Source organism: Agrobacterium tumefaciens, from assembly GCA_025559845.1.
In the GTDB taxonomy this organism is placed as follows: Bacteria; Pseudomonadota; Alphaproteobacteria; order Rhizobiales; family Rhizobiaceae; genus Agrobacterium.
This window is the reverse complement of sequence record CP048470.1, coordinates 2046772-2061473: the sequence shown is the minus strand read 5'-3', so window position 1 is coordinate 2061473 and position 14702 is coordinate 2046772. Positions and strand designations below refer to the sequence as shown.

The 14702-nt window shown below is 56.2% G+C and carries 14 protein-coding genes and 1 pseudogene; 10 read left to right on the top strand and 5 right to left on the bottom strand.

Translation table 11 applies throughout. From position 1 onward, the window contains the following. Window positions 1-152: 152 nt before the first annotated feature. The gene (locus FY156_25830) at window positions 153-1607 is read left to right on the top strand and encodes a glutamate--tRNA ligase (GenBank protein ID UXS04864.1); all 1455 of its coding nucleotides are present in this window, start codon (window positions 153-155) and stop codon (window positions 1605-1607) included. Between the two features lie 19 nt (window positions 1608-1626). After that, on the top strand, window positions 1627-3126 hold the full coding sequence (gene lysS, locus FY156_25825) for a lysine--tRNA ligase (protein UXS04863.1): 1500 nt from the start codon (window positions 1627-1629) through the stop codon (window positions 3124-3126). A gap of 129 nt (window positions 3127-3255) precedes the next feature. On the opposite strand, the gene FY156_25820 is transcribed toward lysS, so the two are convergent. Further along, window positions 3256-4152: a hypothetical protein gene (locus FY156_25820; GenBank protein UXS05252.1), complete on the bottom strand. Its 897-nt coding sequence runs from the start codon at window positions 4150-4152 to the stop codon at window positions 3256-3258. A 311-nt stretch (window positions 4153-4463) separates the two neighbouring features. Between FY156_25820 and FY156_25815 the strand changes: the two genes are divergently transcribed. The 5 genes and pseudogenes from FY156_25815 to FY156_25795 all read left to right on the top strand — a co-directional run bounded on the left by FY156_25815 (window position 4464) and on the right by FY156_25795 (window position 8267). Next, a complete protein-coding gene (locus FY156_25815; GenBank protein ID UXS04862.1) occupies window positions 4464-5354 on the top strand; it encodes a metal ABC transporter substrate-binding protein in 891 nt (296 codons plus the stop codon). Then, window positions 5351-6208, top strand: a pseudogene (locus FY156_25810) (manganese/iron ABC transporter ATP-binding protein). The gene FY156_25815 and the pseudogene FY156_25810 overlap by 4 nt, the downstream one beginning before the upstream one ends. A gap of 64 nt (window positions 6209-6272) precedes the next feature. Next, on the top strand, window positions 6273-7133 hold the full coding sequence (locus FY156_25805) for a metal ABC transporter permease (GenBank protein ID UXS04861.1): 861 nt from the start codon (window positions 6273-6275) through the stop codon (window positions 7131-7133). Next, window positions 7130-7984, top strand: coding sequence for a metal ABC transporter permease (locus FY156_25800; GenBank protein ID UXS04860.1), 855 nt, complete (start codon window positions 7130-7132; stop codon window positions 7982-7984). Before FY156_25805 ends, FY156_25800 begins: the two co-directional genes overlap by 4 nt. Before the next feature lie 109 nt (window positions 7985-8093). After that, window positions 8094-8267 carry a DUF1328 domain-containing protein gene (locus FY156_25795; protein ID UXS04859.1) on the top strand — a complete coding sequence of 58 codons (174 nt, stop codon included), beginning with the start codon at window positions 8094-8096 and terminating at the stop codon, window positions 8265-8267. Window positions 8268-8337: 70 nt separating this feature from the next. On the opposite strand, the gene FY156_25790 is transcribed toward FY156_25795, so the two are convergent. Further along, window positions 8338-9069: an SDR family oxidoreductase gene (locus FY156_25790; protein ID UXS04858.1), complete on the bottom strand. Its 732-nt coding sequence runs from the start codon at window positions 9067-9069 to the stop codon at window positions 8338-8340. Between the two features lie 188 nt (window positions 9070-9257). Here FY156_25790 and FY156_25785 point away from each other — a divergent pair, with 188 nt between their 5' ends. Then, window positions 9258-10031, top strand: coding sequence for an IclR family transcriptional regulator (locus FY156_25785; GenBank protein ID UXS04857.1), 774 nt, complete (start codon window positions 9258-9260; stop codon window positions 10029-10031). Window positions 10032-10144: 113 nt separating this feature from the next. Here FY156_25785 and tal read toward each other — a convergent pair whose 3' ends face one another. Continuing rightward, window positions 10145-11110 carry a transaldolase gene (gene tal, locus FY156_25780; GenBank protein ID UXS04856.1) on the bottom strand — a complete coding sequence of 322 codons (966 nt, stop codon included), beginning with the start codon at window positions 11108-11110 and terminating at the stop codon, window positions 10145-10147. Window positions 11111-11329: 219 nt separating this feature from the next. Between tal and FY156_25775 the strand changes: the two genes are divergently transcribed. Next, window positions 11330-12319, top strand: coding sequence for a sugar-binding transcriptional regulator (locus tag FY156_25775; GenBank protein ID UXS04855.1), 990 nt, complete (start codon window positions 11330-11332; stop codon window positions 12317-12319). A gap of 18 nt (window positions 12320-12337) precedes the next feature. Here FY156_25775 and FY156_25770 read toward each other — a convergent pair whose 3' ends face one another. Next, a complete protein-coding gene (locus FY156_25770; protein UXS04854.1) occupies window positions 12338-13210 on the bottom strand; it encodes a methylated-DNA--[protein]-cysteine S-methyltransferase in 873 nt (290 codons plus the stop codon). 145 nt (window positions 13211-13355) lie between these two features. Next, window positions 13356-13832 (bottom strand): DUF2244 domain-containing protein, encoded by a 477-nt coding sequence (locus FY156_25765; protein UXS04853.1) that lies wholly within the window; start codon window positions 13830-13832, stop codon window positions 13356-13358. A gap of 36 nt (window positions 13833-13868) precedes the next feature. Here FY156_25765 and nth point away from each other — a divergent pair, with 36 nt between their 5' ends. Continuing rightward, window positions 13869-14651, top strand: a complete 783-nt coding sequence (gene nth, locus FY156_25760) for an endonuclease III (protein UXS04852.1) — start codon at window positions 13869-13871, stop codon at window positions 14649-14651. Window positions 14652-14702 lie beyond the last annotated feature (51 nt).

Below are 14702 nucleotides of genomic sequence, written 5' to 3'. Positions count from 1 at the left end.
CATAATATGGCCTAAGCCCAAGCCGAATGGGAAACTGCAAAATGCGCTTCATTGCGCCCGTTTGCAGCCGTTCCTGCCGCATTCAACGTAAATCTTGCTGATAACTGGGCAAAACCGCCCTTATCACAGTCACGTCACGACGAGTGAATTTCATGACCACTTCCGGCGTTCGCGTCCGCATTGCCCCTTCTCCCACAGGCGAGCCGCATGTCGGCACCGCCTACATCGCCCTCTTCAACTATCTCTTCGCCCAGAAACACGGCGGCGAGTTCATTCTGCGCATCGAAGACACCGATGCGACGCGCTCTACGCGCGAGTATGAGGAGAAGGTGCTAGAAGCACTGAAATGGACCGGGCTGAAATGGTCTGAAGGTCCCGATGTCGGCGGTCCATACGGTCCTTACCGCCAGTCTGAGCGCAAGGACATGTACTGGCCCTACGCACAGGATTTGCTGGACAAGGGTCATGCCTTCCGTTGCTTCTGCACACCGGAGCGCCTCGAACAGATGCGCGAAGGACAGCGTGCCGCCGGCAAGCCGCCAAAATATGACGGTCTCTGCCTCAGCTATAGTGCCGAAGAAGTGACGAAGCGCCTTGATGCGGGCGAAAGCTCCGTCGTGCGCATGAAGATCCCGACCGAAGGCTCCTGCGACTTCACAGATGGCGTATACGGCGACGTATCGATCCCTTGGGATGCCGTCGACATGCAAGTGCTGATCAAAGCCGACGGCATGCCAACCTATCACATGGCCAACGTCATCGACGACCATCTGATGAAGATCACCCACGTTGCCCGTGGCGAAGAATGGCTGGCTTCCGTCCCGAAGCACATCCTGCTTTACCGTTATTTCGGTTGGCAGGAGCCGGTGTTCATGCATCTTTCCCTGATGCGCAATGCGGACAAGTCCAAGCTTTCCAAGCGCAAGAATCCGACATCGATTTCATACTATTCGGCTCTCGGTTACCTGCCGGAAGCATTGATGAACTTCCTTGGTCTGTTCTTCATCCAGATCGCCGAGGGCGAAGAACTTCTGACCATGGACGAACTGGCGCAGAAGTTTGATCCGGACGCGCTCTCCAAAGCGGGTGCAATTTTCGACATCCAGAAGCTCGACTGGCTGAATGGCCGCTGGCTGCGCGAAAAGCTCACGCCGGAGGAATTCATTTCCCGTTCTCTGGAATGGGCGATGGAAAATCAGCGTTTGACCGAAGGTCTGAAGCTTTCCCAAAGCCGCATTTCAAGGCTGGGCGAGTTGCCGAACCTGGCAGGTTTCCTGCTTTCCAGTGATGTCGGTCTCACGCCTCAGTCCTTCGCAGGCCTCAAGAGCAAGCCCGAAGAAATCCACGAGATCCTGACGACTGTCGCCGCTGATCTCGAAAAGATGCCTGACTGGAATGTTGAAGCGATCGAGGCCGAACTGCGCGATATAGCCGAACGTACGGGCAAGAAGCTGCGCGTCGTGACGCCGCCACTGTTCGTGGCCATGTCCGGTTCGTCGCGATCATTGCCATTGTTCGATTCCATGGCGCTGCTTGGCCGCTCTGTCGTCCGCCAGCGCCTCAAGATCGCGATTGCCGTCGTGGCCTCCATGGTCGGTGCAGCCTGAGTTTCGGAAAGACAAGATAATGAACGACAAGACGACAGAAACGACAGCCCTTTCCTCCGACGCCACCGAGGTCCGTCGGCAGAAACTTGCACTGCTGCGTGAGCAGATCGGCGACGTCTACCCTGCGCACTTCCATCGGACGCTGACCAATGCGGAACTGGCGGAGAAATACGCAGATATTGAAGCGGACGTCGAAACCGGTGATACCGTCACCGTGGCTGGTCGCGTTTATTCCTCGCGTAACTCCGGGATGTTCATGGATATCCATGATGCCTCCGGCAAGGTGCAGATTTTCTCGCACAAAGATACGACCCCGGAATCTGCACGTGCGCTGCTGCCAATGATCGACATTGGTGACATCATCGGCGTGACCGGCAAGGTGCGCCGCACCAAGCGCGGTGAACTGACAATCAACGCCGAAGAAATCACCATGCTCACCAAGTCGCTGCTGCCCATGCCGGAGAAGTGGCATGGCGTCTCCGATATTGAGCTGCGCTACCGCAAGCGTCACCTCGACATTCTCTCCAACGAGGAATCCAAGCTTCGCTTCCAGCAGCGTTCGAAGATCGTGTCCGGCATCCGACGTTTCATGGAAGCCGAAGGCTTCCTCGAGGTCGAAACACCGATGCTGCAGACCGTCTACGGCGGCGCGACGGCCGATCCGTTCAAAACCTTCCACAACACGCTGAAGATGGACATGTACCTGCGCATTGCGCCGGAACTGTTCCTGAAGCGCACACTGGTTTCCGGTCTTTCGGACAAGGTGTTCGAAATCAACCGCAACTTCCGCAACGAAGGCGTTTCGACCCGTCACAATCCTGAATTCACGATGATGGAGTGCTACTGGGCCTACGCGGACTACGAGGACATCATGGGCCTTGTGGAGCGTCTATTCGAAACCCTGGCCGTTGCAATCCACGGTACGACGGAAGTGGAATTCCAGGGCCAGACCATCTCCTTCAAGGGACCGTTCAAGCGCGTTCCGATGCCGGATGCCGTCAAGGAAGCGACCGGCATCGATTTCCTCGCCATCAAGACGGATGAGGAAGCCCGTGCCGCCGCCAAGGCTGCCGGTTTCGCCGTCGAGAAGGATTGGACCTGGGGCGAATGCCTTGCCTTCATCTTCGAAGAAAAGGTTGAGGGCACGCTGATCCAGCCGAGCCATGTCACTCATTTCCCGAAGGACATTTCGCCCTTTGCCAAGGAAGTGCCGGGCGAACCACGCCTCGTTGAGCGCTTCGAAAGCTATTGCAATGCCTGGGAAGTCGGCAACGCGTTCTCGGAACTTAACGATCCGGAAGAACAACGTCGACGTATGGTCGAGCAACTCGAGCAAGCTCATGCACGTGGCGAGAAAGACAAGCAGCTCGATGACGAGTTTCTTGACGCAATCGACCAGGGTATGCCGCCTGCCGGCGGTCTCGGCATCGGTGTCGACCGTCTTATCATGCTGCTGACCAACGCTCCGTCGATCCGCGATGTGATCCTGTTCCCGGCTCGCCGCAACAAGGCGGACTGAGAACCTCGCTGTTCAGCGGTCGATAATTTGACAGAAAACTAAGCCTCTCTCCGGAGAGGCTTTTTCATTGGCTCCGGGCGACGCGCGATATGCTTTGGGATGTTGACGGCGTCGAGACAATGGCTGCCGTTAGTGGCCGGCCTTTTCCGGCGCGTCGTGTGATGGTTCCGCGGCCGGAGCATCATGATCAGCGGATTTTTCTTCCGCTGCTTGGGCCGTTGTGGCGCCTTTTCCGAAAATCAGCGTCTTGATGTAAGCGAGACTGAACATGCTCTCGCTCTCTGCAACGGGCGTCGAGGTCAAAAGCTCATCGCTGTCGGTTTCACCGTGCGCCTGTGGTGCAGAAGTTTCCCCGTGACCTTCAGATTTCGGCTCGTCATGGCCCGCCTCTGCTGGTGCTTCTCCATGACCACCACTGTCTTTCGCTTCGCCGTGGCCGGCGGGCTTTTTCGCACCATGTCCGGCGTCCTGCGCCTCGACCGGCGAATTGCAATCAGCGGCATCTGTCAGGCTCGCTGCCATCTCCTCGGCATCTTCAAGCGGCAGATCGATACGCAGACCATAAAATTGGCCGCTCCCGTTTGCGGGACCATCATAATAATAGGCAGAATACCGCTGGCTCTCAGTACCTTCGGGAAGCTTCGTCTGGTCGGGCACAAAAACGACTTGTGCTGCGATTGCACGACCACGCATCTCAGAGCGCAGTTGTGGCCCATCCCTGTCGAGAACGGACACCTGGACAAGGTCAGGTTTCTGTTTGTCGTAGACAGCCTTTGCGACGCGCAGCGCCGTCTTCACGCGCTCTGTTCCGTCGCCACCTTGCGTGCGCACGAATTTCCGAACCCAAAGTGAGCCGTTTTTCTTAATGTTGACAGTCTGAACAACGTCGCAGGTCAACCCGTTGACGGAAGCATAGGACGGACCAAACAACCGTTCGCTGCCGATCAACACGGCAGCAGAACCGGTCGCGCCCGCAAGGAGCAGGATACCGCCTCCAATCAAAACGAGTTTGCGCGAAAACCGCATTCGTTTGAATACAGCCTTCACACGCGACATCCCGACATTCATTACCCCGTCAATCGCCCTCGTCCCGGGCGGTGGCTCGACGAAGGCGGAACACACGCGGGACGCAAAATGCCGACGGCGAATCGTGCCTCAGCCATCCGATACTGACCTCTTCTCCTTGAAAAAAGTTTAATTGCCGGGGCGGCGTCGGGGCAAAAATGCGTCGTTTCCGGACATTCATAAATTGCGAATGATTTGCAATAGCATTGACAAGGCTGTTTTTATGCCAGATGGTGTTGCGAATTAATCGCAACAAGTGATCGGTGAATGACGTGACGTTTCAAATTATCAGGCATGCTGTTTTCGCTCTCGCACTTTCTCTGCCCGGCGCAGCTCTTGCCGCCGAAAAACCAACGGTGGTTACCACCTTCACGATCATTGCCGACATGGCACGCAATGTTGCAGGCGACGCAGCCGATGTCGAAAGCATCACCAAACCCGGTGCTGAGATTCACAACTATCAGCCGACACCACGGGATATCCTGAAAGCCCGCAAAGCCGACCTCGTGTTGCGCAACGGGCTAAATCTGGAATTGTGGTTCGAAAAGTTCCTCGCCAACCTTTCCGGCGTTCCGAGCGTCACAGTTACGGATGGCATCGAGCCGATGTCGATCAGTGGCGGCGCTTATGAGGGCAAGCCGAATCCGCACGCCTGGATGTCGCCGGATAACGCATTGATCTACGTTGAAAATATCCGAAAGGGCCTGACCGAGATCGACCCTGCCAATGCTCAGGTTTACGCAACCAACGCAAAAACCTACTCCGACAAAATCAGAGCGACCATCGAGCCAATCCGTGAAGAGCTTTCTTCTCTGCCTGAAGACAAGCGCTGGCTGGTTACAAGCGAGGGCGCTTTTTCGTACCTCGCCCGTGATTTCGGCCTGAAGGAACTTTATCTCTGGCCGGTCAATGCCGATAGCCAAGGCACGCCACAACAGGTTCGCGGCGTTATCGACGCGATGCGCGAACACGCCATTCACGTCATCTTCAGCGAGAGCACGGTGTCCGCAGATCCAGCCAAACAGGTAGCCAAAGAAACCGGTGCCACCTACGGGGGCGTGCTTTACGTCGACTCGTTGAGCGAGACCGACGGCCCCGTTCCGACCTATCTCGATCTTCTGCGGGTAACGAGCGACACTATTGCCAAAGGCCTGTCGTCATGAGGATGGGCAACAAGCGTAATGACGGCGGCCTTTCCGTTCAAAATGCGACGGTAACCTATCGTAACGGCCATACCGCGTTAAGGAATGCCAGCTTTTCCATTCCACGCGGCACGATCACTGCGCTGGTCGGCGTCAATGGTGCGGGCAAGTCGACGATCTTCAAGGCGATCATGGGTTTCGTACCCCTGGCAGCCGGCGAGGTATCGATTTTTGACCAGCCAGTTCGCGATGCGCTCCGAAAAAATCTCGTTGCCTATGTACCGCAGGCAGAGGAAGTCGACTGGAGCTTTCCGGTGCTGGTGGAAGATGTGGTAATGATGGGCCGCTATGGCCACATGAACTTCCTGCGTATCCCGTCCCGGCGCGACCACCAGATGGTTGAAGAGGCGCTGAAACGCGTCAACATGCTGGACTACCGCAAGCGTCAGATCGGTGAGCTTTCCGGCGGTCAGAAAAAACGGGTCTTTCTGGCCCGAGCGCTCGCGCAAGAAGGCCAGGTCATTCTTCTCGATGAGCCCTTTACCGGCGTCGACGTTACAACAGAAGAACAGATCATCGCCCTCTTGAAGGCATTGCGCGATGAAGGGCGGATCATGCTGGTTTCCACCCATAATCTGGGCAGTGTACCTGAGTTCTGTGATCGCGCCGTATTTGTGAAGGGTACGGTGCTGGCATCTGGCAAGACGGCAGATACCTTTACCGAGGAGAACCTTCAGAAGGCCTTTGGCGGAAGCCTGCGGCATTTCATACTCGGGGGCAAAGACCTGCACGACGATGCCGATCCGCGTCGTCTGAAAGTCATTACCGATGATGAACGGCCTTTCGTGATCTATGGCAAAAATGGGAGCAACGGCGAGAAGACGTCAGATCGCAACCCAGTAGAAAGAACGCCAGATGACAGTACAATGGAGAAGAGTGATGATCGACACTCTTCTTGAGCCATTTACATATGGCTACATGCTGAACGCGATCTGGGTCAGCGCGCTTGTGGGCGGGGTATGTGGTTTTCTGTCTGCCTATCTGATGCTGAAAGGCTGGTCGTTGATTGGAGACGCTCTCTCCCATGCCATCGTCCCGGGTGTAGCAGGTGCTTATATGCTCGGCCTTCCCTTTTCTCTTGGCGCATTTTTGTCAGGTGGACTGGCGGCTGGCGCCATGCTGTTTTTAAACCAGAAGACGCGTCTGAAAGAAGACGCGATCATCGGGTTGATTTTTACATCGTTTTTCGGCCTTGGCCTGTTCATGGTCTCGCTCTCGCCAACTTCCATCAACATTCAGACCATTGTTCTCGGCAACATTCTGGCAATCACGGCCGAGGATACACTTCAGCTCGCATTGATCGGCGGCATCAGTCTGTTGGTTCTCGCACTCAAATGGCGGGATTTCATGGTTGTGTTCTTCGATGAAAATCATGCCCGCACCATTGGGCTGCGACCAGAAATCCTCAAGGTCATATTCTTCACGCTTCTTGCGGCCTCTACCGTTGCCGCATTACAGACTGTCGGTGCGTTTCTGGTGGTGGCAATGGTCGTCACCCCTGGCGCCACCGCCTACCTCCTGACCGATCGCTTCGAACGGTTGATCCTGATGAGCTTCATCATCGGGGCGGCAACAAGTTTCACCGGTGCCTATCTCAGCTACTTCCTGAATGGCGCAACCGGCGGCGTCATCGTCGTGCTTCAAACCGCGATATTCCTCACCGCCTTTGTCTTCGCTCCCAAGCATGGGCTCCTCGCAGCAAGGGCAAGAGCCAGGGAAGCGCTGGAGGACGTGCAATGAGCGAATACCTCGAGCTGGCGATTCTTCCGTTCCAGCTACCCTTCATGCAATACGCGTTCATCATCACCCTGATGATCGCAATACCCATGGCGATGCTGTCCTGCCTTCTCGTTCTGAAGGGCTGGTCATTGATGGGAGACGCGGTCTCGCACGCCGTCCTTCCCGGCGTGGTTATCGCCTATATTGTTGGCATTCCGCTTTCCATCGGCGCTTTCATCGCCGGCATGATCTGTGCTCTCGGCACCGGCTTCATCAAGGAAAACAGTCGTATCAAGGAAGATACCGTGCTCGGGATTGTTTTTTCCGGCATGTTTGGTCTCGGCCTGGTGCTCTACGTGAAGGTACAGAGCGACGTCCATCTCGATCATATTCTTTTTGGTGACATGCTCGGAATATCCGTCGCAGACATGATCGAAACAGGTGTGATTGCGCTCCTCGCCACCTTGTTCCTGGGGGTTCTGCGCAAGGACCTGCTGGTCAACGCCTTCGATGCGCAACATGCAAGAGCGATTGGCCTCCCCGTCCGTCTGCTGCACTACGGTCTGCTGATGGTACTTTCCCTGACTGTGGTGGGTGCATTGAAAGCCGTCGGTATCATCCTGTCGGTCGCCATGCTCGTTGCACCGGGAGCAATCGCCTTTTTGCTCACCAGACGGTTTGCTTCCATGCTGCTGGTGGCCATTTCGGTCGCGGTTGTCGCATCGCTTGCAGGAATATGGCTGAGCTTCCTGATTGACAGCGCGCCTGCACCGACAATCGTCCTTTTCATGAGCCTGTTTTTCGTTGCGACCTTCATTCGCACGACGATCAAGGCTCGACAGACAGATGTGGAAAATCGACAGATGAACTAAACGAACCTTTTTTCGTAAGTCGCGGAACATTTTCGCCTTTTGCGCGTCAATTCCACGGGCCTTCGGCAAAGTTGCAGGCCCGGCAAACCTGAGCGAAAGGTGAGACGCCATGCTGAAATGGGCCCTTATTTTCTTTATTATTTCTCTCGTCGCGGGCGTTTTCGGTTTTACCGGCATCTCCGCTGCGGCTGCGGGCGTTGCACGCATCCTGTTCTTTATCGCTGTGGTGATCTTCCTGGTGTTCCTGGTGCTCGCCCTGATGGCTGGCAGCGCCGTGGTTTAACCGGACACTGCAATTAAAAAAGCGACCGGCATAGGCCGGTCGCTTCTCCTCTCTCCCGTATAACTTTTAGTCAGCCGGTCCAACCGCCGTCAATGACATGGGCTTGGCCTGTCGTGAAACCAGCCTCGTCTGACGCGAGATAGGTGACAAGTGCAGCGATCTCTTCTGCAGTGGCAATCCGTCCCATCGGCTGGCGCGCGATGAAGTCGGCAAGAGCCTGTTCATAGTTACCCGTGGCGCGCAGACGATCGTGCAGCGACGGGCTGTCGACAGTGCCGGGGCAGATCGCATTGCATCTGACGCCCTTGGTGACATAGTCCGCAGCGATCGCCTTCGTAAGCCCAATGACGGCAGCCTTGGACGCGGTATAGGCAAAACGGTTGGGAACGCCTTTGACGCTGGACGCAACTGACGACATATTCACGATCGCACCCTTACCCTTTGCCAGCATACCGGGAAGGAAAGCACGGCACGTCCGGTACATGGCCTTGGCATTAAGATCGAAGGAGAAATCCCAGTCCTTTTCCTCGCAGTCGAGGATGGTTCCTGCGTGGACAAACCCGGCGCAGTTAAACAGGACATCCGCCGTACCGACCTCAGCCGCAAAAGCCTTGACCGCATCACCGTCCAACACGTTCAGGACACGGGTTTCTGCGCCTTTCAGCGTCGAGAGGGCCTGCTCGTTTATATCTGTCGCAATGACGCGACCGCCGAGTGAAACAAAACGTTCGGCCGCTGCGCGACCGATGCCCTGACCAGCCGCGGTAATGACCACTGTCCGGCCGCTAAAATCCTGCACCATGAAAACCTCCACTTTGGCCAGCGCGTATGGTCACTGGCCGCAAATCCGCTTGATCTCAAATATGGATCGACAATTCATATGTAAACGGGGTATTCATATGCCGTCAAGCAAACAAGCGCGACCCACCGGGATCGTCAGGTGTGTTTGCTGTTATCATGTACCATTCACCGAGACACGATCGAGGCCAGATGACCGAAGAGGACAGCGAAAGGTATCGCGCACCCGCGCTCGACAAGGGGCTCGACATTCTCGAGCTGCTGGCGCGTACCGATGGTGGATTGACGCAGATCGAAATCGCCAAGGCGATCGGCAAAAGCCCTAACGAATTCTACCGTATGCTGGACCGCCTGGTGCGACGCGGATACGTTCAGCGTCAGGAGGGTGACCGCTTTTCTCTGACGCTGAAACTGTTCGGTCTGGCACATTTCCACGCACCCGTCCGGCGACTGGTTTCATTCGCCACTCCCCTGATGCGCGACTTTTCCCAGAAAGCGGGCCAGGCCTGCCACCTCGCCGTCTATGACCGCGGCAGCGTGGTGGTGATCGCTCAACAGGAATCGTCTACCTATTGGGCCATGTCGATACGCGTCGGCGCACAAATGAGCCTCTTTCATACGGGATCAGGGCTCGTTCTGCTTGCATTCCAGACGCAAGGCCAGCGGGACATCATGATCGCCGAGCAATTGCGAGGCGGAAGCGAGGCCATGCCTGAAAACCTTAAGGAACGGCTCCTCAGGGTACGGGATAGCGGTTATGAATCGATGGATAGCTTGCAGACCGCGGGTGTGCGGAATATTTCTGCTCCCGTCCTGACACTCGACGGGACCGCTCTTGCGGTCGTGACGTGCCCTTATATCACCACGCTCGGCGGCCCTGCTCCCTCCAGAGAAGATTGCGAAGCGCTGATAAGAGACACGGCAAGGCGGATTTCCGAGGTGGTCGCGGGCGAACAAGGCGCCTGACGGACATGCAATAAAAAGAAGGCGCAGCCGACAGGGGTCCGGCAGCGCCTTCAATGACTGGAGATTTATAAGAGAGAAACGCTTTAACCAGGCAAAGCGTTCCCTTTTTTTGATCAGGCAGCAGCCAGAGCCAGTTCCTTGCGAACCATCTCGCGCAACGTCACGAGATCCTTGGCGAACAGACGAATACCTTCCGAGAGCTTTTCGGTCGCCATTGCATCTTCGTTCAGCGCCCAGCGGAATGCCTTCTCGTCGAGAGACTTAAACGGCTCCGGCTTGATGTTTTCAGGCGAGAGCTTGCGCTCCAGCGTACCGGAATCCTTATCCAGCTCTTCGAGCAGGGCTGGGCTGATCGTCAGACGATCGCAACCGGCAAGCGCTTCAATTTCGCCGACGTTACGGAAAGAGGCACCCATGACGACAGTCTTGATGTCGTTGGCCTTGTAGTAGTTGTAGATGCTGCGAACAGAAACAACACCCGGATCGGTTTCAGCCGTGTAATTTTCACCGGTCGACTTCTTGTACCAGTCGAGGATACGGCCAACGAACGGGGAGATCAGGAATGCCTTCGCTTCAGCGCAGGCTATCGCCTGGGCCTGGGAGAAGAGAAGCGTCAGGTTGCAGTCAATGCCTTCGGACTGAAGGACTTCAGCAGCCTTGATCCCTTCCCACGTGGAAGCAAGCTTGATGAGGATACGTTCGCGCTCGATGCCGCGCTCCTTGTAGGCCGCAATGATCTGACGCGCCTTGGCAATGGAGGCTTCGCTATCGAATGACAGGTCAGCGTCGACTTCCGTCGAAACGCGTCCAGGCACGAGCCCGGCAAGAGCGGCGCCGACAGAGATGGCGAGACGGTCAGCAACGGCGCCAACAACAGCGTCGGATTGTCCGCCCTGCTTGCGACCCCATGCAACGGCTTCTTTTACCGCGTCCGCAAAGACCGGTGTACCCAAAGCCTTCAAAACGATGGTCGGGTTTGTGGTGCAGTCGACCGGCTTCAGGCGGGCAACAGCTTCAATGTCGCCGGTATCGGCAACAACGGTGGTGATGGCGCGGAGTTGTTCGAGTTTAGACGTCATACCGAGTGATCCTTCATGATCTTTCTAAGACTGATTCAGCCGTCTTTTCGTTCCCGCACTTATGTGCGCCCAAGGCCGAAACCACGGTTCTTTCCGGTCTCGACTATCGCAAGCTGCGGGGCCGGAAGTCAAGACATTTGCGCATCGCAATTGACATAAGTTTCACGCCTGCGATACTCGCCCCCTATCCCATACCCAGTACAGACAATGGCGGAAACCGTGGCGAAACTGAGAAGAGAAACCCATACAGCCTACTCGGAAGCCGCTTCCCTACGCCTTCGTGCTGCGTGGCTCTATTATAATCAGGGAATGACGCAAAAGGATGTCGCGGAAAGGCTCGGTATCAGCCGTTCCACAGTCATCCGGTTGCTTGACGAGGCTATGAAGCGATCTGAGGTTCAGATTTGGATCAATGAAGGCATTGAAGACTTCGTAGGTCTCGCGAGCAGCCTAGAGGCGGCATATGATCTCGATGAGGCGGTCATCGTCCCCTCCTCAGGCAAGGCAACGGCAGACGGCACGGCAAAATCCGTAGGACTTGCGCTCGGACAGTTTCTCTCTGAAGTCGTGCCGAACGATGCCACGATCGGCGTCGGCTGGGGCCGAACGATGACGGCCTCGCTTTCGAGCTTTCGCCCACCACGTCGTGAAAATTGCAAAGTGGTCTCACTCCTTGGCGGCATCGTTGCCGTGCACCAGACGAACCCGCTGGACTATACATGGCGGCTGGCAAGCGCTCTCGGCGCCGAATGTTACATGTTCCTGGCACCGCTTCTGGTCGATTCCATCGCGACCAAACGGGCACTGATCGAAAAATGCGGCTTGGCAACGCTCTACGATCTTGCCGAAACCCTTGACCTCGCGATCGTCTCCTGCGGTGACATCGGGCCCCATTCGACCTCGCTTTCCGAAGGTTTCATCTCGAGGGAGACGTTGCAGGAACTGATCGACGCTGGCTGCGTCTGCGACACCATGTTCAATTTCATCGACGCAGAAGGTCGCTCTGTCGACCACCCGATCAATGAACGCGCCATGGCGATCGATCTCGACACCCTGCGCAAGGCAAAACATATCGTGCTTGCGTCAGGTGGCGCACACCGAGCCATCGCCATTCGCGCAACGATAAAACGCATCGGATGCAACACGTTGATTACGGATGAGGCAGCCGCGACAGCCCTTCTTAAGCTCGCACAGTCCACCCCCGCGTAGCGAAACAGCAGCGTTTGATTACACCTTGCCTGTTTCCCAGCCAAGCATTGCGCGCTTACGCGTCAGCCCCCAGTGGTAGCCGGTAAGTGCACCGCTTTTGCCGACGGCGCGATGGCACGGCACCACGAAGGAAACAGGGTTGGCACCAACCGCGGCCCCAACAGCGCGAGAGGCTGTCGGCTGACCGATGTCGCAAGCGATGTCAGAGTAAGTGACGGCGCGACCCATAGGTATCTTAAGAAGGCTTTCCCATACACGAACCTGAAAATCGGTCCCAAGCAGCACAACACGCAGTGGGCGGTCGGCATTCCACAATGCCGGCTCGAAGATACGGACAGCGTAAGGCGCTGTCGCTTCGCGATCCTCGACGTACTCTGCATTTGGCCAGCGACGCGCCATATCTTCAAAACAGGCACGTTCTTCGCCGGGATCGGCGAAGGCACAGCCCGCAAGCCCACGCTCGGTAATCATCACGAGGGCAAGACCAAATGGCGACGCATGGAATCCGAACCGGATCGTCAAGCCGTTACCTTTAGCCTTCCACTCTCCCGGCGACATGGCCTCATGGGTGACGAACAGATCGTGCAGGCGCCCAGGGCCCGACATGCCGACTTCAATCGAGGTTTCGAGAAGCGGTAAATCTTCTTCTCTCAACAGTCGTTTGGCGTGGTCAAGCGTTACAGCTTGCAGGAATGCTTTTGGGGAAAGACCAGCCCAACGCGTGAACGTTTTCTGTAATTGCGTTGGCGATTGACCAAGTTTTGCGGCGATATGGTCAAGTGACGGCTGATCGCGATAATCCTGCGTCAGGATTTCAATCACCTGACGTACGGTTTCGTAATCCGACCCGACCGGTGTGATATCTTCTTTCAACGTGATATTGGCGTTCATCGCTTGTCTCCTTGGCCGACAAGAAAACCATGCAATTGCCCGTCTCTCCACCCGTTTCTTGCCGAACAGCCTCGCAAGGCACCACGACTGTGGAAAACCCACCGTCGTATCCGCCTCCACGAAAACCGTGGCTCGACCATCAAATCTAGCGACGCGCTTTTGCCAGCGCATTGCCGAAGGCCTTGGCGAAACTCTCACGATCATCGGGGTTGAGAAATGAGCCTATATCGGTTGCTTTCCCTTCGCCCGTGACATGCATGGAAAGAATGCCGATCTCTTCATGTCGCCGCACACGAAAACGCGCCCAGAATGGATTGAAGCGGTGCTCAATCATGCGACCGGCAGGTGAGAACTTTCGAATGGACAGGCTGGAGCGTGAGACGCTGACTTCCTCACGTGCGTCGGCAGCCCGATAATTGGCGCGGAAAGCCCAATAGAGCAGGAGAAAATCCACGCCGAAAAACAGTCCAACCGGCCAGGCACCTGTCGTCAGAAAGAAAATGCCGTAGCAGAAACAAACAAGGCCAGACACTGCAAGCAACATCCGAAACCCCTTGCGTCCAAGTGATCGGTACGGAACAAGTTCAGCAGCGAAAATCGGCTTGTCTTCAGGCGTATCCACGTTGTTTCCTCAAGGGCCTCTGGATATAGATGACCCATGAAAGTTGCCAGAAAACGATCCAGCACCCAAACGCCTAAAAAGTCAAATGCGGCTGCAAGCCGCAATTCTCGGCGCGTGAAAACGCTCTACTCAAAAGAAGAGCTGACCGAAATCTTCCGCCGCTTTTCAATCCAGCGGCCGGAGCCGAAAGGTGAGTTGGAACATACCAATCCATTCACGTTGCTGGTCGCAGTGGCTCTGTCGGCGCAAGCAACCGATGTTGGGGTCAACCGTGCAACACGCGCCTTGTTCAAGATTGCCGACACGCCAGAGAAAATGCTTGAACTTGGCGAAGAGCGGCTTATCAACCATATCAAAACCATCGGGCTTTACCGCAACAAGGCCAAGAACGTCATTGCTCTGTCTCGGATGCTGATCGACAACTATGGTGGTTCTGTACCCAAAAGCCGCGATGAATTGGTGACGCTGCCCGGCGTTGGTCGCAAGACCGCCAATGTCGTTATGTCCATGGCCTTCGGAATCCCTACGCTGGCTGTGGACACCCACGTTTTTCGTATTGCCAACCGGCTCTGTCTTGCGCCGGGGAAAACCCCGGACGAAGTTGAGGACCGGCTGGTAAGGATCATTCCAGAACCCTACCTGTTCCACGCCCATCACTGGCTGATCCTGCACGGACGATATTGCTGCAAGGCACGCAAGCCGGAATGCGAAAGATGCGTGATCGCCGATATTTGCAAGTCACCGGAAAAGACCTTCGACATCCCTGCTCCACTCGTTGAGCTGCCGGCCCAGCTTTTCGGCGCATCCAGTGGCGAATGAGGCGACACAACAAAAGGAAGGCCGCGTCTCGCGACGAGACGTCAAAGGCCC